21 protein-coding genes are annotated in these 23215 nt (G+C 48.3%); 16 read left to right on the top strand and 5 right to left on the bottom strand.

The window, feature by feature from the left end; genetic code table 11:
* Positions 1-108: 108 nt before the first annotated feature.
* Complete coding sequence (pssA, locus tag ASG24_RS14160; RefSeq protein WP_055872271.1) at positions 109-897, bottom strand: CDP-diacylglycerol--serine O-phosphatidyltransferase; 789 nt, start codon at positions 895-897, stop codon at positions 109-111.
* A 155-nt stretch (positions 898-1052) separates the two neighbouring features.
* On the opposite strand from pssA, the gene ASG24_RS14155 reads away from it, so the two are divergent.
* The 12 genes from ASG24_RS14155 to ASG24_RS14100 all read left to right on the top strand — a co-directional run bounded on the left by ASG24_RS14155 (position 1053) and on the right by ASG24_RS14100 (position 16787).
* Positions 1053-2276, top strand: coding sequence for a tRNA guanosine transglycosylase (locus ASG24_RS14155; RefSeq protein WP_055872270.1), 1224 nt, complete (start codon positions 1053-1055; stop codon positions 2274-2276).
* Positions 2277-2635: 359 nt separating this feature from the next.
* Positions 2636-2950 carry a preprotein translocase subunit YajC gene (gene yajC, locus ASG24_RS14150; protein ID WP_055826787.1) on the top strand — a complete coding sequence of 105 codons (315 nt, stop codon included), beginning with the start codon at positions 2636-2638 and terminating at the stop codon, positions 2948-2950.
* Between the two features lie 46 nt (positions 2951-2996).
* Positions 2997-4826 (top strand): protein translocase subunit SecD, encoded by a 1830-nt coding sequence (gene secD / locus ASG24_RS14145; RefSeq protein WP_055872269.1) that lies wholly within the window; start codon positions 2997-2999, stop codon positions 4824-4826.
* 47 nt (positions 4827-4873) lie between these two features.
* Positions 4874-5818 (top strand): protein translocase subunit SecF, encoded by a 945-nt coding sequence (gene secF / locus ASG24_RS14140; protein WP_055872268.1) that lies wholly within the window; start codon positions 4874-4876, stop codon positions 5816-5818.
* Between the two features lie 160 nt (positions 5819-5978).
* Positions 5979-7247 (top strand): HlyC/CorC family transporter, encoded by a 1269-nt coding sequence (locus ASG24_RS14135; protein WP_055826796.1) that lies wholly within the window; start codon positions 5979-5981, stop codon positions 7245-7247.
* A 99-nt stretch (positions 7248-7346) separates the two neighbouring features.
* Entirely contained in the window at positions 7347-7658 is a 312-nt protein-coding gene (gene clpS / locus ASG24_RS14130; RefSeq protein ID WP_055826799.1) for an ATP-dependent Clp protease adapter ClpS, read from the top strand.
* Between the two features lie 316 nt (positions 7659-7974).
* A complete protein-coding gene (clpA, locus tag ASG24_RS14125; RefSeq protein ID WP_055826803.1) occupies positions 7975-10230 on the top strand; it encodes an ATP-dependent Clp protease ATP-binding subunit ClpA in 2256 nt (751 codons plus the stop codon).
* Between the two features lie 270 nt (positions 10231-10500).
* Positions 10501-10797, top strand: coding sequence for a hypothetical protein (locus tag ASG24_RS14120; RefSeq protein ID WP_235562431.1), 297 nt, complete (start codon positions 10501-10503; stop codon positions 10795-10797).
* A 102-nt stretch (positions 10798-10899) separates the two neighbouring features.
* Positions 10900-12150: a TolC family protein gene (locus tag ASG24_RS14115; protein ID WP_229007909.1), complete on the top strand. Its 1251-nt coding sequence runs from the start codon at positions 10900-10902 to the stop codon at positions 12148-12150.
* Positions 12151-12160: 10 nt separating this feature from the next.
* Positions 12161-13312 carry an efflux RND transporter periplasmic adaptor subunit gene (locus ASG24_RS14110; RefSeq protein ID WP_055826809.1) on the top strand — a complete coding sequence of 384 codons (1152 nt, stop codon included), beginning with the start codon at positions 12161-12163 and terminating at the stop codon, positions 13310-13312.
* A 3-nt stretch (positions 13313-13315) separates the two neighbouring features.
* Entirely contained in the window at positions 13316-16417 is a 3102-nt protein-coding gene (locus ASG24_RS14105; RefSeq protein WP_055826812.1) for an efflux RND transporter permease subunit, read from the top strand.
* A gap of 37 nt (positions 16418-16454) precedes the next feature.
* Entirely contained in the window at positions 16455-16787 is a 333-nt protein-coding gene (locus ASG24_RS14100) for a P-II family nitrogen regulator (protein WP_055826814.1), read from the top strand.
* Positions 16788-16848: 61 nt separating this feature from the next.
* Here the strand turns inward: ASG24_RS14100 and ASG24_RS14095 are convergent, their stop codons facing one another.
* The 3 genes from ASG24_RS14095 to dapA are packed head-to-tail and all read right to left on the bottom strand — an operon-like array spanning position 16849 to position 19781.
* The gene (locus ASG24_RS14095; protein WP_055872266.1) at positions 16849-17616 is read right to left on the bottom strand and encodes an MBL fold metallo-hydrolase; all 768 of its coding nucleotides are present in this window, start codon (positions 17614-17616) and stop codon (positions 16849-16851) included.
* An 11-nt stretch (positions 17617-17627) separates the two neighbouring features.
* A complete protein-coding gene (gene bamC, locus ASG24_RS14090) occupies positions 17628-18884 on the bottom strand; it encodes an outer membrane protein assembly factor BamC (protein ID WP_055872265.1) in 1257 nt (418 codons plus the stop codon).
* 18 nt (positions 18885-18902) lie between these two features.
* Positions 18903-19781: a 4-hydroxy-tetrahydrodipicolinate synthase gene (gene dapA, locus ASG24_RS14085; RefSeq protein ID WP_055872264.1), complete on the bottom strand. Its 879-nt coding sequence runs from the start codon at positions 19779-19781 to the stop codon at positions 18903-18905.
* Positions 19782-20072: 291 nt separating this feature from the next.
* Between dapA and rsxB the strand changes: the two genes are divergently transcribed.
* From rsxB to ASG24_RS14065, 4 genes are all read left to right on the top strand, one after another.
* Positions 20073-20777, top strand: coding sequence for an electron transport complex subunit RsxB (rsxB, locus tag ASG24_RS14080; RefSeq protein WP_055872263.1), 705 nt, complete (start codon positions 20073-20075; stop codon positions 20775-20777).
* A 38-nt stretch (positions 20778-20815) separates the two neighbouring features.
* Positions 20816-21475 (top strand): endonuclease III, encoded by a 660-nt coding sequence (gene nth, locus ASG24_RS14075; protein WP_055872262.1) that lies wholly within the window; start codon positions 20816-20818, stop codon positions 21473-21475.
* Between the two features lie 2 nt (positions 21476-21477).
* Positions 21478-21927: a DUF1841 family protein gene (locus tag ASG24_RS14070; protein ID WP_055826819.1), complete on the top strand. Its 450-nt coding sequence runs from the start codon at positions 21478-21480 to the stop codon at positions 21925-21927.
* A gap of 498 nt (positions 21928-22425) precedes the next feature.
* A complete protein-coding gene (locus tag ASG24_RS14065; protein ID WP_055872261.1) occupies positions 22426-22893 on the top strand; it encodes a MarR family winged helix-turn-helix transcriptional regulator in 468 nt (155 codons plus the stop codon).
* Positions 22894-22982: 89 nt separating this feature from the next.
* On the opposite strand, the gene ASG24_RS14060 is transcribed toward ASG24_RS14065, so the two are convergent.
* Positions 22983-23171, bottom strand: a complete 189-nt coding sequence (locus ASG24_RS14060) for a DUF1289 domain-containing protein (RefSeq protein WP_055872260.1) — start codon at positions 23169-23171, stop codon at positions 22983-22985.
* Positions 23172-23215 lie beyond the last annotated feature (44 nt).

Below are 23215 nucleotides of genomic sequence, written 5' to 3'. Positions count from 1 at the left end.
CAATCAATTGACCATCAAAGTCCCGCAGGATTCGTGGACTTACATAAGTGCTATCATCAAGACCAACAAAAAACGCGCCAGGTTGGCGCGTCTCAGTTTCTACATGACTCAGGTTTTATTTTTTGCAGCCATTCTGTCGCGCATCCATAAATAGTATCCGGATAAGGCATACACAAACACCACACTGAATAACACTTCCGGCGGGCTATACGAAATCAACACGAATGCCAGCATCACTGCCAGAATCGCGACGAAAGGCACAGAGTGTCGCAGGTTGATATCCTTACCGCTGTAAAACTTGAGATCAGATACCATGGAACCGGCAGCAAAAATAGTCAGGCACCAGGCAATCCATTTCACCTGCACCGCACCAAAAAAGATTTCGCGACCATCAATATTATATTCGTAAGATACCCAGACAAACCCAGCCAGCAATGCTGCCGCAGCCGGGCTAGGCAATCCCTGGAAATAGCGTTTATCCTGGAACGGGTCATCAATCTTGGTATTGAAACGCGCCAGTCGCAAGGCAGCACAGGCACAATAAATAAATGCTGCGATCCAGCCCAGTTTATTCATTGGTTGCAACGCCCACACATACACAATCAGTGCCGGTGCTACGCCAAACGAAACCATATCCGCCAGGCTGTCATATTCAGCGCCGAAGGCACTCTGCGTATTCGTCATCCGCGCAACACGGCCATCCAGGCCATCCAGTACCATGGCGATAAAAATCGCTATCGCAGACTGTTCAAAATGCTGGTTCATCGCCTGCACAATGGCATAGAAACCGCCAAACAAAGAGGCAGAGGTGAACAGATTGGGCAGCAAATAAATGCCACGCTGACGCAAAGTGGTATGTTCTTCACGTCGGGACAGGCGGGTTTGTTGGTCAGCCATAGGAGAATTCAAGAATACAGATATGCGCATTGTTGCGGGCAATCACAAAAAATGCAAGCTTGGCCAAGCGTTCGAAGGGACCTATCAAGCAAACGGGAAGCGTACCCTCGCTGTGATAAAATAGTCGTTTATTTCAGCTATTTAACGTCATTTTCATGCAGTTTTCTTTACACAACACCGATGGCCTTGCCAGACGCGGCACCGTATACCTACCCCACGGCGAAGTACAAACCCCCGCTTTTATGCCGGTTGGCACTTACGGTACGGTCAAAGCCATGTCACCACTGGAGCTGAACGAAATCCAGGCGCACATTGTTCTCGGCAATACTTTTCACCTATGGTTACGCCCCGGTTTGGAAGTAGTAGCTGCACATGAAGGCCTGCATAAATTTATGGGCTGGAATAAACCGATCCTCACCGATTCCGGCGGCTTCCAGGTCTGGAGCCTGGGTGAGTTGCGCAAAATTTCTGAGGCTGGCGTCAAGTTTAAATCTCCCATTAACGGGGACAGCTGCTTTCTGACACCCGAAGAATCCATGCGCATCCAGCGTGTACTCAACAGCGACATCGTCATGATTTTTGACGAATGCACACCCTACCCAGCGACTCATCATGAAGCCAGACAGTCGATGGAACTCAGCCTGCGTTGGGCGCAACGCAGCCGTGATGCGTTCAATGTATACCAGAATCAAACCATCCCCCAGGCAATGGCCTTGCAGGGTGGCGAAGACGAATTAAGGCAGCTAGTACAGCAAAGCGAACAAGCCAATGACAACGGCAATGCAGTCACAACAAGCCAGGAGAAAAACGCCTTGTTCGGCATTATCCAGGGCGGTATGTTTGAAGACCTACGCGATATCTCCCGCCAGGGCCTGGAAAAGATAGGTTTTGATGGCTATGCAATTGGTGGCCTGTCAGTCGGCGAACCCAAAGAGGATATGCTGCGCATTTTGGCGCATACCGCACCACAAATGCCAAAAGACAAACCACGTTACCTAATGGGCGTCGGTACGCCGGAAGATTTGGTGGATGCAGTCAGCTATGGCATCGATATGTTTGATTGCGTCATGCCAACGCGGAATGCACGTAATGGCTGGCTGTTTACGCAATACGGCGATGTCAAAATAAAGAATGCTACTTATAAAACTGACACACGTCCTCTGGATGAAGAATGTGAATGTTATACCTGCTGCAACTTTAGCCGTAGCTATTTGCATCATTTGTATCGGATTGGTGAGATTCTGGGTGCGCGCTTAAACACTATTCATAATCTACATTACTATCAGTTTTTGATGCAGGGCATGCGGGCGGCGATTGAGGAAAAAAGGTTTGAAGCATTTAAAATTGAATTCGCCAGCAAGAGGGCGGAGAAGCGCTGATCTCATTCAAAGCCAGTTTTATCAGGCAACTGATAGATTGGCAATATTCCTTGGGATATTAAATATAAAAAAGTAACTAGTAATCCTACCGTTTGATTGGCATCGGGTTATCTATCGTGACTCAAACAAAACACTATATCCTTGCCTGGATTCCGGCCTACGCCGGAATGTCGAACTGAAAATCACGCTTCAAGTCTGACAAATAACAAGCGAAGCGCCCTATCACGAATATCTGCAAATCACCGCCCAAGCGTCCTTTTAACTTGCATACCCACCCCTCTTCTCCCCGCTCGTTCATTCTTCACCTGCCTGTGCTAAAATCGCGTGTTATTCAGTAGATTGATTCAGGAAGAAAAAATATGTTGATTAGTAATGCCTATGCAGCCACTGCAACAACCAGCGATATCATGAGCTTCGTGCCAATGATTGTTATTTTCGTGCTGTTCTATTTCATGCTGATCCGTCCGCAAGTGAAACAGGCAAAACAACACAAATCTATGCTAGAAACACTTAAAGCTGGTGACGAAGTCGCGACTACCGGTGGTATCGTCGGCAAAGTAACTAAAGTAGGTGAGAGCTTTATCAGCGTTGAGATCGCCGCAAACACTGTGGTCAATGTACAAAAGCACACCGTACAGACCTTGCTGCCACCTGGCACCATAAAATCCATTTAATTCAAGTGGCCACTTTCCAGTCCTTTATTCCGTATAAGAGTTTTTTATGAACCGTTATCCATTATGGAAATACGTGCTGATTGGCACAGTCATCGTCATTGGCTTGCTATACACCATCCCCAACTTTTTTGGTGAATCGCCAGCGGTGCAAATCAGCCCGGCGAAAACCTCGCTCAAAGTAGACGAAAGCCTGTTGCAAAAAGTGGAAAGCGCTTTAAAACTGGCGAATATCCCATTTGACGGGGTGTTTCTGGATGCAAGTGGCGTGAAAGTCCGCTTTGCCAATACAGATACCCAGTTATTAGCCAAAGATAAGCTGGTATCCACTTTGGGCAAAGATTACACGGTAGCACTCAACCTGGTGCCGCAAACGCCAAACTGGCTGCAAAGCATAGGCGCCAAGCCTATGTATTTGGGACTGGATTTACGTGGTGGTGTGCATTTCCTGTTGCAGGTGGACATGAAAGCGGCTTTGGATAAAGCTGCGGAAAGCACCGTTGGCGATTTCCGCATGTCATTGCGTAAAGAAAAAATTAATTACTACGGCATTGAGCGCCAGGGCCAGGTGGTAGTGATTAAATTTGAATCTGAAGCGGAAGCGACTAAAGCGCGCAATCTGCTGGCAAAAGATTTTTCAGACCTGACCTATAAAGTCAGCGGTAGCGACAAAGACTTTAGCGTGACCGCCAGTATGAGCACCATGGCGCAAAAACGCATTCAGGAGTTTGCACTGAAGCAGAACCTGCAAACCTTGCATAACCGGATCAATGAACTGGGTGTGGCCGAGCCGATTGTGCAGCAGCAAGGCATAGACCGGATTGTGGTGCAATTACCTGGCGTGCAGGATACAGCGAAAGCCAAAGAAATTTTAGGTCGCACAGCGACACTGGAAATTCGCATGGTTGACGAAGAAAAAGCCGATATGGCGACTTTGCAAAAAGCGCAAAACGGCCAGGTACCCTTTGGCGATGAGTTGTACTTTGACCGTGACAGCCGCCCGGTATTGGTCAAGAAAAGTGTTGTACTGACTGGTGACCGCATCACAGATGCGGGCCCTGGTGTAAACGGCCAGAATGGTTCTTCTGTTGTTAACGTCACACTGGATGGTCGTGGGGCTGGCATCTTCAAAAACGTTACCCGCGAAAATGTAGGCAAGCGCATGGCGATTTTGCTGATTGAAAAAGGTAGCACCGAAGTGGTGACAGCGCCTGTGATCAATGAAGAAATCGGTGGCGGCCGTGTGCAGATCTCCGGCATGGCGAATGCGCAGGAAGCGACTGATATTTCATTGCTGCTGCGTGCCGGTGCTTTGGCCGCGCCTATGGAAATCATTGAAGAACGTACCGTTGGTCCTAGCATGGGTGAAGAAAACATCAAGCGCGGCGTGCACTCCACCCTGTGGGGTTTTGCAGCCATTGCAGTGATGATGATCATCTACTACATGGTGTTCGGTGGCGTTTCCGTCATGGCATTGGGTGTCAACCTGTTGCTGCTGGTGGCGATTCTTTCCATGCTGCAAGCAACGCTGACCTTGCCAGGCCTGGCTGCGATTGCGCTGGCGCTGGGGATGGCGATTGATGCCAACGTGCTGATCAACGAGCGTATCCGTGAAGAGTTGCGCAATGGCAATACGCCGCAAGCCAGCATCCACGCTGGTTATGACCGTGCGTTTGACACGATTCTCGACTCCAACGTGACTACCTTGATTGCCGGTCTGGCGTTGTTTATGTTTGGTACCGGCCCGATCAAAGGCTTTGCCGTTGTACACGTATTGGGGATTATGACTTCGATGTTCAGCGCTGTGCTGGTATCCCGTGCGATGGTCAATCTGTTGTACGGCTATCGCCGCAAAATCGAGAGTCTACCGATCGGCTAACCGATTCGGTGCAGTGATTGCTGTCACAACCTATTTGAGAACAGATTATGGAATTATTCAGAATTAAAAAAGATATCCCGTTTATGAGTTACGGGCGTCTGACCACTTCAATATCGCTGATTACTTTTATATTGGCGGTGTTTTTCCTGATGCATCGCGGCTTGCATTACGGTGTGGATTTTACCGGCGGCACAGTGATGGAAGTGCATTACCCGACCACTGCCAATATCGGCAAAATCCGTGAAGTGATCGATAACACCGGCCTCAAAGATGTGACGGTACAAAACTTTGGCTCAAGCCAGGACGTACTGATCCGGTTGCCAGTCAAAAAAGAATTATCGATTGCGCAATTGTCGGAAAAAATCTCCTCATCCCTGAAAGATGCTGATAGCGGCGCAGAAATTCGCCGGGTAGAGTCTGTCGGTTCGCAGGTCGGTGAAGAGCTTTATGAAAATGGCGCACTGGCCTTATTGCTGGTATGTGCAGGGATTATGGGCTATCTGGCCTTACGTTTTGAGTGGCGTTTTGCGGTGGCCGCCATTATCGCCAACATGCATGACGTCATCATTATTCTCGGCTTTTTCGCTTTCTTCCAATGGGAGTTCAACCTGACGGTGCTCGCTGCCATTCTGGCGGTGCTTGGCTATTCAGTGAATGAATCAGTAGTGGTGTTTGACCGGGTACGTGAAAACTTCAAAAAAATGCGCAAGGCATCTGCAGTGCATGTGATTGATAATGCGATTACCCGCACGATGTCGCGCACTATCATCACCCACTTGATGACACAAACCATGGTTTGCTCCATGTTGTTTTTTGGCGGTGAAACCCTGCACAACTTCTCGCTGGCACTGACCATTGGTATTTTGTTCGGTATTTATTCTTCAGTATTGGTTGCCTGCCCAATCGCCATGTGGCTGGGTGTAAGCCGTGCCAATCTGATTGGCGACGCCGAGAAAAAACCTAAAGAAGACGAAGCCGCACTCACACCTTAAATATTGATTAACGTATGGCACATTAATGATGCGCCATAAAACTCCCACAATATGTGAGCAAACGGTTTTGCTAGGGACATGCGTTGATTAGTCTGTGTTTTTCTTGATTTTTAGCCACTGGTGGGTACACTAGTGGCTTCTTGTTTTTTACCCCACTCCCTTGGACAATATTCCTTTAAGTTGGCAGATCGGCTTATTAATTCTGCTACTGTCATTCACGGCTTTTTTCTCGGTCGCTGAAACCAGCCTGATGTCCGTCAACCGCTACCGCATGCGGCATATGGCGAAACAGGGTCACCGCGGTGCAAAACTCGCCAGCCGGCTCATCGCTCAAACCGATAAAACCCTGGGTGCCATCTTATTGGGCAATACCTTTTGTATCGTCGGCTCATCTACGCTGGAGGTAATTATTGCAGAGCGGCTGTTTGGTGAAGGCGATTATGTGCTGATGCTGGGCTCTTTAGCCATTACCTTTGCCATTCTGGTATTCAGTGAAATTTCCCCAAAGGTGATTGCGGCTGCGCATGCGGAAAAACTGGCATTTGCCACCAGCTACCTGCTGTATCCGCTGATCTGGCTGTTCAACCCGATTGTCTGGTTTGTTAACCTGTTTGTTAAAGGCTTCGTCAAACTTTTAGGCGTAAAAGTCAATTTTGACCAGGCGCACTCTGTCACCACCGATGAATTACGCAGCATTGTCAGTGACGCCGGGCAATATATCCCTTCGCAAAGCCGCATGATTTTACTTAACCTGCTCGATCTGGAAGACATCATTGTCGACCATGTGATGACAGCGCACACACAGGTTGAGTTTGTTGATCTGGACCATCCGATTGAACAGATCATGGAACAGCTGGCGAATAGCCATCATTCCCGATTGCCGGTCAGGCAAGGCGATCATGAAGATATTGTTGGCATAGTACATGTACGCAAAGTACTGCCATTATTACGTGACTTCCATATCGGCAAAGCGCCGAGCAAAGGCTTGTTACAGGCCGCGATTAGCCCTCCCTACTATATTCCGTCCGGTACGCCTCTATATACCCAGTTGCAACAGTTCCAGAAACACCATGAGCGGATTGCCCTGGTGGTGGATGAGTATGGTGAATTCAGAGGCTTGCTGACGCTGGAAGATATTCTGGAGGAAGTAGTAGGTGAATTTACCACTCAATCGCCAGAGCGCACCAAAGATTTCCACCAAAATGAAGATGGTAGCTGGCTGGTGGATGGTAGCAGTCAGTTACGCGACATCAACCGTAAACTGAAACTCTTGCTGCCAATTGATGGTCCACGTACCTTGAACGGTCTGATTCTCGAACATTTCGAAGATATCCCGGAACCAGGCACCAGCTTTAAACTGGGTGAACATCGCCTGGAGATTGTTGACGTGCAGGACCGCATCGTCAAACTTGTCAAAATTTATCTTTAAAAGCCACAGTTATTATTTTTTAAACTGTAGTTACATAGCCAGCACTTGAATTTTTTCATACAAGGCGCACAATAAACTTAAGATCAGGTATGCAAAATTATGGTACGACCCAAGCGTGATGGCGATTTGGCACTGGATCCACAAACCGCCAAACCAAAACCTCCAGAGCTATATAAAGTGTTGTTATTAAACGACGATTACACTCCTATGGAGTTTGTTGTCGCTGTGATTGAGCAGTTTTTTTCTAAAACCCGCGAACAAGCCACGCAAATCATGCTCAAAGTGCATACTGAAGGCGCCGGAGTGTGCGGTGTCTACCCGCAGGATATCGCTGAAACCAAAATGCATCAGGTGATGGAATCAGCACAAGAAGCGCAGCATCCTTTGCAATGTGTGATTGAAGCAGCTTAAGTTCGTTCATGCTTTCTCAAAATACCAAGGCATTCTGAGAATATCGAGGGAATATGGCGACATTCCCGCGCTTCAAGTTTACCTGGCAGGTGTTAGGATAAGAGTGTGATATTTCATTGCGTGACCCAGGACAATTTAATTTATAAGCAGCTTCACAAATTATTACTTAATAGCTCATACGAACCATTGAAATTTTCATCATCTAGCACGATATTAGTAAACATACAGAGGCTTGTAGGTGTACATTAATAGCGTGTGTGAACATTGCGTTTTTCCTAGTGTATTTTTGTAGTGTAGTGGATTAAGGAAAGTCATCATGATTGCTCAAGAACTTGAAGTTAGCCTGCACATGGCTTTTATGGACGCCAGACAAAAGCGTCACGAATTGATTACAGTTGAGCATCTGTTGCTGGCAATGTTGGATAATCCGACTGCCGCAGAAGTGTTACGCGCATGCGGAGCAAAATTCGATACCCTGCGTAGCGAGCTTACCCAATACATTGAAGAACACACTCCCACTGTCGCTGGTACTGATGAGGTTGATACGCAGCCTACACTTGGTTTCCAGCGCGTGATTCAGCGTGCCATGTTGCACGTGCAATCCTCCGGCAAAAAAGAAGTCACCGGCGCCAATGTACTGGTCGCCATTTATGGTGAGAAAGATTCTCATGCGGTGTTTTTCCTGCATCAGCAAGGCGTAACCCGCCTGGATGTAGTAAATTTCATCTCTCATGGCGTCGCCAAAATACAGGAAAGCGAGCCGAAAGCGAGCAATACCGAACAGGAAACTGAAGGTGAAAGTGTATCTACCGGTGCGCTGGAAAGCTTTACGCTAAACCTGAATGCGCAAGTGATTGCAGGCAAAATTGATCCGCTGATTGGCCGTGGACTTGAACTGGAACGCGTGATTCAAACCTTATGCCGCCGCCGCAAGAACAACCCGCTATTAGTGGGTGAAGCTGGCGTAGGTAAAACGGCGATTGCAGAGGGGCTGGCTTCACGTATCGTGAACCAGGAAATCCCTGAGGTATTGCAAGATGCTACCGTCTATTCTTTAGATATGGGTGCGTTGCTGGCCGGTACCAAATACCGTGGTGACTTTGAGCAACGTTTGAAAGCCGTGATGAAACAGCTGGCTGAGAAACCTGAAGCCATCCTGTTCATCGACGAGATCCATACACTCATTGGCGCGGGCTCCGCCAGTGGCGGTACTTTGGATGCCAGCAATCTGCTGAAACCGGCTTTATCTAACGGTTCGCTCAAATGCATAGGTGCCACTACCTATCAGGAATACCGCGGTATTTTTGAGAAAGATCACGCCCTGTCACGCCGCTTCCAGAAAATTGATGTGGCTGAACCTAGTGTAGCTGAAACGATTGAGATTCTTAAAGGGCTGAAAACACGTTTTGAAGAACATCACAGCGTGAAATACAGCGCCAGTGCATTGACTGTGGCAGCTGAATTATCTGCGAAATATATCAATGACCGTCACTTGCCAGATAAAGCGATTGATGTGATTGATGAGGCTGGTGCTGCGCAACGTATTCTGCCGAAAAGCAAACAGAAGAAAATCATTGGCAATAAAGAGATTGAAGAAATCATTGCCAAGATTGCACGCATTCCGCCAAAAAATATTTCTACCGATGACCGCAATGCATTGAAAACGCTGGAACGCGATTTGAAAGCAGTGGTATTCGGCCAGGATAAAGCGATTGATGTATTGGCTTCAGCCGTGAAAATGGCGCGTAGTGGCCTGGGGAATGGTAACAAACCTATTGGTAGCTTCCTGTTTGCCGGCCCTACAGGTGTCGGTAAAACGGAAGTCGCGAAACAGTTGGCATATGTCTTGGGCATTGAGTTACTGCGGTTTGATATGTCTGAGTATATGGAGCGCCACGCCGTATCGCGTCTGATCGGTGCGCCTCCGGGCTATGTTGGTTTTGACCAGGGTGGGTTATTGACTGAAGCCGTGACCAAACAGCCATATTGCGTCTTGCTGTTGGACGAAATTGAAAAAGCACATCCGGATATTTTCAATATCCTGCTGCAAGTAATGGATCATGGTACGTTGACTGATAATAATGGCCGCAAAGCAGATTTCCGCAACGTGACCATTATCATGACCACGAATGCGGGTGCGGAAAACCTGTCCAAGGCCAGCATCGGCTTTACCAACAGTAAAGACGTCACTGACGAGGCGGCGGATCTGAAGCGCTTGTTCAGCCCTGAGTTCCGTAACCGCCTGGATGCGACAGTATCATTTGGAGCGCTGAACCAGGAAATCATTCTGCGTGTGGTCGATAAATTCCTCATGCAGCTGGAAGATCAGTTGCACGAGAAAAAAGTTGATGTCACTTTCAGTGATGAGCTTAAAGCTTACCTGGGTAGAAAAGGCTTTGACCCACTGATGGGCGCGCGACCAATGGCTCGCCTGATTCAGGACACTATCCGTAAAGCATTGGCCGATGAGTTGTTATTCGGCAGGTTGAATGATGGTGGTCAGGTTCATATCGACATTGACGAAAACGACCAGATCAAGTTGATTTTCAAAGAAGAAACCATTTCGGCCTAAATCAGCCGTATTGGTCCGATTGTAACTAGGCACCCACAGCGACATCTACTATAATGTCGCTGTGGTTTTTGCACATTAACAGTGCATTCGCCATCCCGACTGAGGTTGACTCCAAAAATAAGTCATCTCAGATATGTATTAAATCAATAGGTTAAGCACGCATTCATCATTGGTACGGTACTTGCTCATTTCCATGAAAAGACGCGATACCTCCCGGTGCTGATTTTGTACATGCAAAAAATTTTTTATTTACTACATTTGTTGTGCCTAGTGTTCGCATTGCAGACAACTGCTGCTGAGCCGGTAGTCACAACCACGCTGCTACAAACAGGTACTTCTGCAATCGTTATGTCCAACGCGCTAGATGATACGTTGTCCGCGGACTTTGGCGATATAAGCAGTTGTATCGATATGCTTGAGGTGGCTGAGGTCGATGTAGATAAAATCACCCTGCCCGCTTTCAGCTACCCTCTGCATATAAGCTCCCATCAAGCACCCGAGCATCATTTACCTGATTACCATCCCCTCTTCGCTTTCTGGCTGGACCGGCCGCCCCAACTCGCTTAGCACTATCCTCCCTCTATCAACATTGTTGTTTTAGAGTGCAATATTAATTATTAATTAAGGTGACTATGTCATGATAGGCAAAGTCATCTGAGAAGGATTGTTATGTTAAGTCATACCCGCTGGCGGAAAGCGTGCAGACTCCTGTGGTTGTCTTGCCTAATCTCACCGATAGCCTTTGCTGAACCTACGTTTGACCTGAAAACCCTGCTGGATAAAGCCATCGCCGAAAACCCGACGATGGCGGTCAGCAAGGCCCAGATTGAAGCTGCTGCGGCAGGCATCACCGTTGCAAGATCTTTTTCTAACCCTGATCTCGAAATCATGGCAGGCCCGGCAAGATACCGTGGTGTCCCAACACCAGGCGCAAGCGAAAGAAACTATGGTGTCACCCTTTCGCAACCGCTTGAATTTCCTGGCACGCGTGCTTCACGCAGGGAGCTGGCTGAGCAGCAACTCACCTATGCTGAGAAGGGCATACAAACCACCGGTTTTGATCTGCGCAACCTGATCAAGCAAGCGTATTTAACAGTACAGCTTCGCCAGCAAGTACTTGAGATGTTTGGTGCCAACCTGAATGTATTGCGGGAGATTCAAAGTAAGATCAAACGCAAAGTAGATGTTGGCGAAGCGGCCAGATACGAACTGATCAAGGCAGATACCGAATTACTGGTAGCTGAACGGGATTACGCCAGTGCACAAACACGCATCGATGAAGCGAAAGCCATCTTACGCGGCATGATAGGGAATATGCCGGATGACTTTGACATCAAACCTCAATCTCCCGTTATTGCCCCCTTGCCAGACATCGTAACTTTGCGCCAGTCTGCAGAAAATAATCCTTATTTACAGCAACTGATCACCGCCAAGGATGGCGCAGAAGCCAGGTTAAAACTCGAGAAGGATTTACGCTTCCCCGGGCTGACATTAAAGTCTGACTTCACCCAGGATCCCGACCTGAATACGTTCAGGGTAGGTGTTGTGGTGCCATTGCCGGTATGGAACCGGCGTGAAGGCCAGATCGCCCAAGCTGCTGCCGGCATCGATGAAGCAGACGCCAATATCAAATTGCAAAAGCAAGTGCTACGCAAGGAAATTGACAGTGCTTACCAGCGGAATGTCATTGCCAGCAACCAGCTCAAAGTGTTTGAAAATGGTTTATTGCAACAATCGGAAGCCACGCTCAGCCGTGCTGAAGCCGCCTATAAATTTGGAGAACGCGGTATCCTGGAATATCTGGATGCGCAACGCGTCAATCGTGATGTCAGACGTGACTATCTGATTGCCAAATTCGATTATTTTTTCAGTGTATTGCAAATCGAACGTTTCATCGGTTCTGATTTGGTCCAACCATAAGGGAATGGTCATGTCTCGTATTTTAATTTCAACTTTGTTCACCGCCGCACTGGCGGTGATGTCCACCGCGTGCTCAGAAAAACCGGCACCGGCTCCTGAAACCAAAGCAGTGGTAGACCCTAACCTGGTGACACTCACCCCTGAACTGGAAGCCAACATCAAGATTGGGGCCGTCGACGAAGTGCAGTTTATCGATACCTTACGCATCCCGGGCCGCATTCAGGTAGATGAGCAATATGAGTCCAGGGCTGGCGCTTCCATCACTGGCCGTATCAGTACACTGGATGTAAATCTCGGCGACGAGGTCAAAGCCGGTCAGCGTCTGGCCACTATAAAAAGTACTGAACTCGCCCAATATCAATTGAATTACATCAAAGCCAGCCAGCAGGTGCAATTGCAGACTAAAGCGGTTGACCGTGCCAGACAATTGCTGGAAGCCGATGTCATCAGCCAGGCAGAGCTACAACGCCGTGAAGGTGAATTGCATGCGGCTAATGCCGAAGTGAATGCCGCACGTGACCAGTTAGTGGTGCTGGGCATGGCACCTGGCAGCATTTCGAAACTGGGTTTGCAAAACAGCGGCATGTCTACCAGTCAGGTGAATTCGAAAATCAGCGGTACCGTGATTGCACGTAAAGCACGGCTGGGACAAGTCGTGGCCCCAGCTGAAGAGTTGTTTGTGATTGCTGACCTGTCGCACGTCTGGGCGGTAGCAGAAATTCCTGAGCAGCAGATTGCCCATATCAGGGAAGGCCAGTCCCTGAACATAGAAGTGCCTGCACTGGATGATGTTGAACTGACCGGCACCCTGGCTTTTGTCGGCGATATCGTGAACCCTGCCACACGCACGGTGATGGCACGTGCCAATATCAGCAATAACAAGATGCTGTTGAAACCTGACATGCTGATCACGATACTGCTGGAGGCCAAACCGGAAAAAGTCATTGCGATTCCTTCCACTGCAATCGTGCGTGAAAACAATGCTGACCATGTATTTTCACAAACGCTTAAATCCAAACAGTTCAAATTGTTACCTGTCACATTGGGTCGTACTTATGATGACAAAAGAGAAGTATTACAAGGACTGCAACCTGGTGATCAAATCGTGCTGGACGGCGCTTTTCACGTGAACAACGAGCGTAAGCGCAAGGAAATGGAGTAAAGCATGATTGAATCGATGATTAGGGGCGCTCTAAAACAGCGCCTGATTGTGCTGGTAATTGCCATCGCACTGATTGGAGCCGGCTTATTCGCAGTACAGAAACTGTCTGTGGATGCTTTTCCTGATGTGACCAATGTGCAGGTGATGATTGCTACGCAAGCCACAGGAAAATCACCGGAAGAAGTTGAGCGTTTTATCACGGTACCGCTGGAAATCGCAATGACCGGCCTGCCCGGTCTGACAGAAATGCGTTCGGTCAACAAGAATGCCCTGTCACTGATTACCCTGGTATTCACGGACAGCACCGATGTGTATTTTGCCCGGCAACTGGTGATGGAACGCCTGATGGAAGTCATGGAACGCATGCCTGTCGGGGTCACACCTATTCTTGGGCCAGTCTCCACCGGCTTGGGTGAAGTTTACCAATTCACGCTGGACAAACCGAGTGATGGCAAAAAGGAGCTAACGCGGGAAGACCTGACCGAGAGGCGCGCCATCCAGGACTGGGTTGTGCGTCCATTGTTGCGCGGCATACCCGGCATTGCCGAAATCAACTCACAAGGCGGTTACGTCAAACAATACCAGGTGCTGGTCAACCCTGACCGGATGACGCACTTTTCTATTAAGCTCAAAGATGTCTACGAAGCATTGGCACGCAACAATGCCAATAGTGGTGGTGGCATTCTTCCTCACTATGCAGAGCAATACCTGATTCGTGGCGTTGGCCTGGTGCAAAACCTGGATGACATCCGCAATATGGTGCTCAAGGAAGAGAACGGAACGCCGGTCTATATCCGCGATGTGGCAGAAGTGACCATAGGCCATGAAGTACGTGTCGGCGTGGTACTCAAAAATGGTGATACCGAATCGGTTGGCGGCATTGCGATCATGATGCGCGGCGGTAACGCCAAAGAAGTGGTGAGTCGTATCAAAGCCCGTGTAGAGGAAATCAACAGCAAGGGCATGTTACCGCATGGCCTGCAAATTGTGCCTTATTATGACCGTAGCGAACTGGTTGACGCCGCGCTGCACACTGTCACCAAAGTGCTGATTGAAGGCATTATCCTGGTAGTGGTTATCCTGTTCCTGTTCCTGGGCGACGTACGTTCCAGCCTGATCGTGGTGGGTACATTAATCCTCACTCCGCTGATCACTTTTATGGTGATGAATCATTACGGTATTTCTGCCAACCTGATGTCACTGGGTGGCCTGGCGATTGCGGTTGGTTTGATGGTCGATGGCTCAGTGGTGGTGGTTGAAAACGCCTTTCACCATCTTGGGCATCGCAAGGACGAGAGCAAAATCCGTGTCGTTCTGGAAGCTGCCAGTGAAGTGGCCACACCGGTATTATTTGGTGTAGGCATTATCATCCTGGTGTTCTTGCCGCTGATGACTCTCGAAGGCATGGAGGGCAAGATGTTTGCGCCACTGGCGTATACGATTGCTATCGCCCTGTTTGTCTCGCTGGTGTTATCACTGACGATGACGCCAGCGCTCTGCTCCTATTTTCTAAAAGGCGGTAGCGGCGAAGATACCAAGCTAATACAGACGATCAAGAAACCTTACTTGTCCGCCTTGACCTGGGTACTCCATAACGAGAAGAAAACAATTCTCTTCTCGGCCCTTCTGTTTGTCGGCACGATTGCACTGTTTCCGTTTTTGGGCACATCTTTCATCCCGGAAATGAAAGAAGGTTCTATCGTTCCAGGGATTAACCGGGTGCCCAACATTTCGCTGGAAGAATCCATGAAAATGGAAAATAAAGCGATGAAGCTGATTATGGAGCAAGTGCCAGGCGTTAAATCTGCCATTTCCGGGCTGGGACGTGGTGAAAGTCCGGCGGATGCACAGGCGCAAAACGAGTCCACCCCGATTATCAGCCTGAAACCGCGTGACGAATGGCCGGCAGGCTGGAATCAGGATGACATTGCCGAAAAAATGCGTGCTGTGCTCGAGAAAAATATTCCTGGCGTGCAAATTATCATGGCGCAACCGATTTCTGACCGTGTCGATGAATTGCTGACCGGCGTTCGTGCTGATGTGGCGGTCAAGATATTCGGCGAAGACCTAGATACGTTGAAACAGAAAGCGGATGAAATTGCCAAGATTGCCGGCACTGTCACTGGCGCAACCGAAATCAAGGTGGAAAAAGTATCAGGCCAACAATACCTGAATATCACAATTGACCGCCAGGCGATTGCCCGTCATGGTATTAATACTGCGGATGTCCACGATATCGTTGAAACGGCGATTGGTGGCAAAATCGCGACCGAAATTTTTGAAGGTCAACGCAGGTTCTCGGCGGCGGTGCGTTATCCGGAGTCTTTCCGTAATAACGAAGAAGCTATCCGCAATATTATGCTGACCTCGCCTAACGGTTCACGTGTGGCACTGGATGATGTGGCGGATATTGAGGTCAAGGATGGTCCGGCACAGATCAGCCGCGAACTGGCCAAGCGCCGTATTGTGATTGGTGTCAACGTGAAAGACCGGGACTTGGGTGGCTTTGTGGCAGAACTGCAGCAAGTTCTGGGACAAAGACTGCAACTACCAGATGGCTACTATCTGGAGTACGGTGGCCAGTTCCAGAACATGGAACGCGCCATGGGTCACCTGATGGTCATCATTCCGGTCACCATTGCGGCGATTTTCTTCCTGCTATTCCTGCTGTTCCAGTCGATGCGCTTTGCCACCATGATTATTCTGGTATTGCCGTTTGCTTCGATTGGCGGCGTGATTGCCTTATTTATCACGGGTGAGTATTTGTCCGTACCGGCATCAGTTGGCTTTATTGCCTTGTGGGGGATTGCCGTGCTGAATGCGGTCGTACTGGTATCGTATATCCGCACCTTGCGTGATGAGGGCAAGAGCCAGATGGATGCGATCCTGCAAGGTTGTGCCCAGCGTTTTCGGCCGGTGATGATGACTGCCACTGTAGCCATGCTGGGCCTGGTACCTTTCCTGTTTGCCACTGGGCCAGGGTCAGAGGTACAGCGCCCACTGGCAATTGTTGTGATCGGTGGCTTGATCACCTCCACCCTGCTGACCCTTATTGTGGTACCAACGCTGTATCGTAAGTTTGAAGAAAGCAAGATAGAGGCATAATGCCGGCCAGTGAGTAAGTGCTCAAAAGGATATTTTTATGAAAGAAATCAAAGCAGTCATACAGCCGGCCAGATTAGCAAAAATCCGCTCGGCACTGCGTAACATCAAAGGTTTCCCCGGCATGTCGGTTAACAAGGTTGAAGGCTGCGGGCACCATTTGCAAAAACCTAGCGTCGGCGTGCGGGAAGAACTGACGGATTACAGCCCTAAAGTTTATCTGTATATGGTGGTGCCAGATGAGCTGGTTGAAGGCGTGCTGCAAACTATCGTCGAGGTAGGGCACACCGGCAATATCGGTGACGGGATTGTATGGGTCACGCCGGTAGAGCGTATGATACGGTTATCTGAACAGATTCACGTGCTGGATTAAAATCAGCGAGGTTAGCTTGATAACCAATGCCATTTTCAACAGTGACAAGTTAACCTCGTATTTACAAGCCCCGCCAGTCCAGACCTTGCTCCTGGCTGGCGATTTGCACCCAGTCAGCTTCACATTGTAATACTTCACTCAACGCCTGCTTAGCCAAAGCAGGCGTATTATTTTTCTCGCTTAAATGCGCCGCCACTAAATGTTTCAGCTTGCTGTTATCCAGTTGCGCTAACAATTGCGCACTGGTCTGATTATCCAAGTGACCCAGCCAGCCACCGACACGCTTTTTAAGGGAGTAGGCATAAGGCCCGGTACGCAGCATTTCCAGGTCGTGGTTACATTCCAGAAGCAGGCCGTCGCACCCTTGCAACATGGCGACAATATGCGGCGTCACGCTACCAACATCCGTCAATACACCAAATTTACGTACGCCATCGCCAAATACAAACTGGGCGGGTTCGCGCGCATCATGTGGCACCGGGTAAGGGCTTACCTCAATCTCTTCCAAGGCAAACGTTGTGTGGGCGTCAATGATATGTACAGAAACACTTTGAGAGGGAAGATAACGCTGGCACATCATATAGGTGCCATGCGTTAACCATACCGGCACCTGATACCGCGCTGCAAGCTTAAAGGCACCGCGCGCATGGTCATCATGCTCATGCGTAATCAGGATACCTGTCAGCTGTTCCGGCTGCAGTCCCAGCCGACCTAACCGCTGCACCGTCTCCTTGACGCTAAACCCGCAGTCAAGCAAAAGCCGGGTTTCCCCGGCTTCCACTAGAGTCGCATTGCCTGCGCTGCCACTACCTAAAGAAGCAAACCGCACGCAGACCTTAATTACTTGAGTTGTTCATATAGCAAAGAAACAATCCGATTCGCCGTCGTGGACGTATTACGCTTGTTGTCAGCGGTCAATACATACACATCTGTAGTGTCATCGGCGTTTTCCAGCACCTGGATATGATACTGTTTGCTGGATTTATCACCTTCTGCAGTACCTTTCCAGAATTTGGTCTTATCACCTTGCTTAACCTCAGAAGGGGTGGCAGTTTTTTCATCCTCATCACTGCCCCAGAACTTCAGGCGTTCGAGCAAGCCTTTTTTCTCCTTGATCGGGTCTTCAGCATCGGTGTCGGCATAACGAACGTAATAGATACCTTCGTTGCGGTTTTTATCTTCGGTCACAAATCCGATACGGTCTAACGAAAGACCTACACGACGCCAGGCGCGATCAAATGGTTCATTCAATTTCAGCGTCACGCTCTGGTCAGCTTCTTTAACGACATCTGCACGTTTGTCTGAAGCTGCTTGCGTCATTACCTGGTCAGCTTTCTGTTCATCCAGGCCTAGCTTTACCATCATGCGCCGTAACAGCTCTGCATCAAGATCAGCATCAAACTCCTGACCGGCTGTATTTTTATTTTCTGCTGCATTGATACGATAACCAGTGTCAATTTTACCCAGCTGCGTGTTGACGTAATTCTTACCATCATCCGGCGCACCCGCCACCGTACGATGGGTCATGTAAATTTCGGTTGTACCGTCTTTTTCACCACGTTCCAGCCGGGTGCGGAATTTTCTTCTATCTGCAAAACCAGACAATTTATCCAGCCATGCATCAAACTTTTCACCATAACCGCGATTATCTTCTTTAGGCTTAATCGCATCCGTCTGTAGCCACTCAGTCTCAATGACCCCAATTTCAGGATTTTCCACACGTACGGCAAAGCCCTGGTCCAGCCAGAAATCGCGCACAATCGGCCACACTTTTTCCGGAGGTGCGTTGACTACCAGCCAGCGCTGGGTTCCGGCTTTCACCATACGCACATTCTTCATATCGCTCAGTACTGGCTGCGGGCCATTCTGCTCTTGCGCTTCCTGATTCTGGCTGTAGGTAGAATAGTTGGTCGCACCCGGCACATTATAAGTACTACTTGTGCGCACTGAAGTCAGGTCAGGTGGCACTTCCAGTGATTTGGAACGTCCGGCACCCTTGTAATCAGAACTGTTATTTAAGAATGGTATCGAGTCGCAACCTGCCAACACGATGATTAAACACATCAGCAGCGTACGCTGTACAAACACATTACTCATGTAAGTCATTTTCCTCATTTAAGATGCGATTTCCGCCTGTTTCATGGCGTGACGTAGCACTTCATGATATTGGGTTGATAGATTCACCAGTGGTAAACGAATACCGGTAGCAATCAGACCCATTTGTTGTAACACCCATTTCACTGGAATAGGATTAGCCTCTACAAATAACTTTTGGTGCAAGCCAAACAGTTTGGCATTCGCTGCACGTGCACTCTCGAGATTACCTTTTAAAGCGGAATCACACATTTCATGCATCAATCCTGGCGCCACATTCGCCGTCACAGAAATGACGCCTTTGCCACCCAGCAACATCAACGCCAATGCACTCGCATCATCGCCGCTATACACAGCAAAATCTGCCGGCACGCGGAGCAATAAATCCGTACCGCGTTCTATGCCGCCTGTAGCATCTTTGATGCCTACAATGTTAGGTACACTGGCCAGCCGCAATACCGTTTCATTTGTCAGGTCGCAGCCTGTACGTCCTGGCACATTATAAAGAATTTGCGGGATATCAACGGCTTCAGCCACCGCTTTAAAATGCTGATATAAGCCTTCCTGTGAGGGCTTGTTGTAATAAGGCGCAACCAGCAGGCAAGCGTCTGCGCCAAGCGCTTTGGCTTTTGCAGTCAGTTCGATGGCTTCTGAAGTTGAGTTTGCTCCGGTACCTGCAATGACCGGGATACGCTTGGCTACGTATTCAACCGTGGTCTTAATCAACGCACAATGCTCATCGACATCGACGGTTGGCGACTCACCTGTTGTGCCGACAATCACGATGCCGTCTGTGCCCGCTTCGATATGGAAATCGATCAGTTTTTTGAGGGCATCCAGATCCAAACGACCATCTTCAAACATTGGGGTTACAATTGCCACCAAACTGCCCGTTAACATACTTCTGCCATTCAACAATAAAGCGGTTATTTTAACTGATTATGCAACCGAACGCCAAGGAAGCCGACCGCAATACCATTATCCCTTGATGCTACCTAAATAACTGCAAACAATACGATTTCTTAACCAATCTTAGAAATCAAAAAAGACAGTAATCTTGCTGGTAAAGCTTTCTTCTAAAGCCTTGAATCAAATAGCGCAACTTAGATTCAGCTATAATATGCTGATTGATAATTGAAGGTGGAAGAACGCTGACGACGTGACCTCATGCAACCATTAAGCCATGACGCGATGGCGACTCATACAGACGCTACCGCCAACAACCAGCAAAGTAATTTAGATGACATTCTGATTGAGCGTATTGATGCAATATTGCCACAAACCCAATGTCAGCAATGCGGCTATGCCGGATGCAAACCTTATGCAACTGCTATCGCCCAGGGTTCGGCCAACATTAATCAATGCCCACCAGGTGGTGAAGCAGGCATACATGCTTTGTCGGTACTTTTAAATGTACCTGACCTTCCGCTCAATACCGCACACGGCTTTACCAAACCCAAAGCGGTTGCTGTGATTGATGAGCAGCGTTGTATTGGTTGCACATTGTGCATTAAAGCATGCCCAGTCGATGCCATCTTAGGAGCATCCAAACACATGCATACGGTGATCAGCCAGGAATGTACCGGCTGTGAATTATGTTTAGCACCCTGCCCGGTCGATTGCATAACAATGCAGCCCTTGACTAAGCAACATGCAGAGACTGAGAAAGCTGCAGCCGCTCTGGCACGTCGACGTTATCAAAATCGACAAGCCCGACTGGAACGAGAAATAGAAACACGCGCACAGGGATTAGCTAAACGCAATCAGTCTATGGTTGTAACTAGCGACCCATCAGTGAATGAGTCAATGTCTGCTTCCACTAACAATGACGCCATCAAAAAATCTGCCATTGCTGCGGCGATGGCACGCGTTAAAGCGCTAAAGTCAATCTTATAAAAACTCGTGATATGTACTCTTTTGACTAAGCTATTTGTATGAATGCCGCAAAAAGACTCGCTATTTTCCAGAGGCTGGCGCAAGCCATTCCTAACCCGGCTACCGAACTGGAATACACCACTACGTTTGAATTATTAATAGCAGTCATTCTCTCTGCCCAGGCTACGGATAAAGGCGTCAATATCGCCACGCGCAAGTTATTTAAAGTGGCCAACACACCGCAAGCCATTGTTGACTTGGGCATAGATGGACTTGAAAGCTACATTAAAACTATAGGTCTATATCGCGCCAAGGCAAAAAATGTATTGAAATGTTGCCTGCAACTAATCTCGCTGCATGAGGGTCAAGTACCGGACAAGCGTGAAGCGTTGGAAGCGTTGGCAGGCGTGGGGCGCAAAACTGCCAATGTCATTTTGAATACGGCGTTTGGCCAGCCTACTATTGCTGTGGACACACATTTATTCCGCGTCGGAAACCGCACCAGACTGGCGCCAGGTAAGACGGTGCTTGAAGTCGAGCAGCGATTTTTAAGCACTACCCCAAAACAATTTTTACAGGATGCTCACCACTTGTTAATTTTGCACGGACGTTATACCTGCGTCGCGCGAAATCCCAAATGTGGCATCTGCTGCATAGTCGATTTATGCGAATACCGTGATAAACAAATACATCCGGTGTTGCCTCCAACAGGAAACTAAACATGGCTTTATTCAACCCTAGTCGAGACGAAGTCAGGCAATTTTTCTTTGATGCGTGGGCTAAATTCCAGCAGCAGAAAGTGCTGACCGGACTTGAGAAAATGGCAGTCGGTATTATGCACCTGCATCCTGAATACCAAGCCATTCTGGACGCGCCGGAACAACATTTGCAACAAGCCTATTATCCGGAAATGGGCGAAACCAACCCGTTTTTGCATATGAGCCTGCATTTATCCATACAAGAGCAGATCAGCATCAACCAGCCGGCTGGCATTACACAAGCTTATGGCAAACTATGTACCCGTTATCAAGAGGAGCATGAGGCACAACATGCTTTACTCGAATGCCTGGCAGAAACCATCTGGCTAGCACAGCGCAACCAGACCAGCCTCGATGTCGCGCATTACCTGCAATTGATAGAACAACGTGCAGGCAACACCTCATCCACCTGAATTCGAGACCGTCTGAGTCGACCTTGCAAAGCCATCCGGCCGCTCAACCATCAAAGAAACGGTCGATCTTTCTACAACCATCACCTCTTTGCTGATTTCATTACTATGATTTTACAGTTGAATAACTCGCCCAATCTGCAAAACCCAATCACCTTTGCAAGCTACGCGTGAGTATGGATTAGTGACTTTTGCATCAGCTTATTCATAGCACGCATCAATGATCTCTATAAATTAATAATGGGCCTGTCTCTTTTTTACAACAGGTCATTCTTAGCAACAGTTAGCATCAATTAGCACATGTATGTGGCAGGCCGCAAACTGAGGCCGTAATTGAAATCTATAGGAATTTTTCTAATTATTTTCAGTCCTAATTAAAACCCATTGATTACCACAATAATAATTACCAGACAATTTTTTTGCATCTCCAGACCTTGCTGAACGAACTCTCCTTTCAGAAAATGGTAGAATGTCAACAAAGATTTTAAAAATATATTGATTATGCAGAATTCACTAGCAAAAGAAGCACTTAAGCAGTTCCGTATCATTTTTGGAGCTGTTAGACAGCATTTTAGAGAAATTGAATCAACTTGCGGCATTTCAGGATCCCAGCTATGGCTGTTACATGAAATTTCAACGCACCCGGAATTAGGGGTTTCAAGACTCGCAGAAAATCTGTCTATTCATCAATCTACCTGCAGTTTGCTAGTTGAAAAACTGGTCAAAAAGCAATTAGTTAAAAAACAGCGTTTGACTGAAGACCAGCGTAAGGTGGGTTTGTTGGTTACCGCGGCAGGTCATGCGGTGCTGGCAAAAGCACCTCAACCAGTGGATGGCATTTTGCCGCAAGTGCTGGCATCCATGGAACTGGATGCGCTCAAAAACCTGAAAACCTCTTTGGAGCTGGTGGTTTCCAAACTGGATACTAAATCAGGGACCATGGGCAATCATCCTCTCGCAGACCTGTAACCTGCTTGGGGTAAGAAATAAAAAAGCCGGCAGTGCCGGCTTTTTTATGTAACTACCTCGTATACATGTATACCTAATACGACAATCAATTAATCACCGAACACTGCCGCTTCGCGTACAGATGCTTTCTTGATGACCTCGGACTTGGTTGCGTTATCCATATCCCACCACTGTTGGATCTCTTCCAGCGTGCGGTAACATCCTTCACAAAAACCGCTGGTATCATCAATACTACAAACACCTATACATGGCGACGCTATAATAGCCTGATCAGACATTTTGTCCCTTTCCTACTAGCTTAATGTACCCCTTAATTTGGTGC

Origin of the sequence: Methylophilus sp. Leaf414 (genome assembly GCF_001425425.1) — a bacterium.
GTDB lineage: Bacteria > Pseudomonadota > Gammaproteobacteria > Burkholderiales > Methylophilaceae > Methylophilus.
Note: the sequence above shows the minus strand (reverse complement) of the source record. Positions and strands in the feature narration are given on the sequence as shown.

Excerpts from the sequence above, each read along its gene's own strand:
- pssA (WP_055872271.1), bottom strand. The coding sequence starts at position 897 with ATGGCTGACCAACAAACCCGCCTGTCCCGACGTGAAGAACATACCACT.
- ASG24_RS14155 (WP_055872270.1), top strand. The coding sequence starts at position 1,053 with ATGCAGTTTTCTTTACACAACACCGATGGCCTTGCCAGACGCGGCACC.
- yajC (WP_055826787.1), top strand. The coding sequence starts at position 2,636 with ATGTTGATTAGTAATGCCTATGCAGCCACTGCAACAACCAGCGATATC.
- secD (WP_055872269.1), top strand. The coding sequence starts at position 2,997 with ATGAACCGTTATCCATTATGGAAATACGTGCTGATTGGCACAGTCATC.
- secF (WP_055872268.1), top strand. The coding sequence starts at position 4,874 with ATGGAATTATTCAGAATTAAAAAAGATATCCCGTTTATGAGTTACGGG.
- clpS (WP_055826799.1), top strand. The coding sequence starts at position 7,347 with ATGGTACGACCCAAGCGTGATGGCGATTTGGCACTGGATCCACAAACC.
- clpA (WP_055826803.1), top strand. The coding sequence starts at position 7,975 with ATGATTGCTCAAGAACTTGAAGTTAGCCTGCACATGGCTTTTATGGAC.
- ASG24_RS14115 (WP_229007909.1), top strand. The coding sequence starts at position 10,900 with ATGTTAAGTCATACCCGCTGGCGGAAAGCGTGCAGACTCCTGTGGTTG.
- ASG24_RS14110 (WP_055826809.1), top strand. The coding sequence starts at position 12,161 with ATGTCTCGTATTTTAATTTCAACTTTGTTCACCGCCGCACTGGCGGTG.
- ASG24_RS14105 (WP_055826812.1), top strand. The coding sequence starts at position 13,316 with ATGATTGAATCGATGATTAGGGGCGCTCTAAAACAGCGCCTGATTGTG.
- ASG24_RS14100 (WP_055826814.1), top strand. The coding sequence starts at position 16,455 with ATGAAAGAAATCAAAGCAGTCATACAGCCGGCCAGATTAGCAAAAATC.
- bamC (WP_055872265.1), bottom strand. The coding sequence starts at position 18,884 with ATGAGTAATGTGTTTGTACAGCGTACGCTGCTGATGTGTTTAATCATC.
- dapA (WP_055872264.1), bottom strand. The coding sequence starts at position 19,781 with ATGTTAACGGGCAGTTTGGTGGCAATTGTAACCCCAATGTTTGAAGAT.
- rsxB (WP_055872263.1), top strand. The coding sequence starts at position 20,073 with ATGGCGACTCATACAGACGCTACCGCCAACAACCAGCAAAGTAATTTA.
- nth (WP_055872262.1), top strand. The coding sequence starts at position 20,816 with ATGAATGCCGCAAAAAGACTCGCTATTTTCCAGAGGCTGGCGCAAGCC.
- ASG24_RS14070 (WP_055826819.1), top strand. The coding sequence starts at position 21,478 with ATGGCTTTATTCAACCCTAGTCGAGACGAAGTCAGGCAATTTTTCTTT.
- ASG24_RS14065 (WP_055872261.1), top strand. The coding sequence starts at position 22,426 with ATGCAGAATTCACTAGCAAAAGAAGCACTTAAGCAGTTCCGTATCATT.
- ASG24_RS14060 (WP_055872260.1), bottom strand. The coding sequence starts at position 23,171 with ATGTCTGATCAGGCTATTATAGCGTCGCCATGTATAGGTGTTTGTAGT.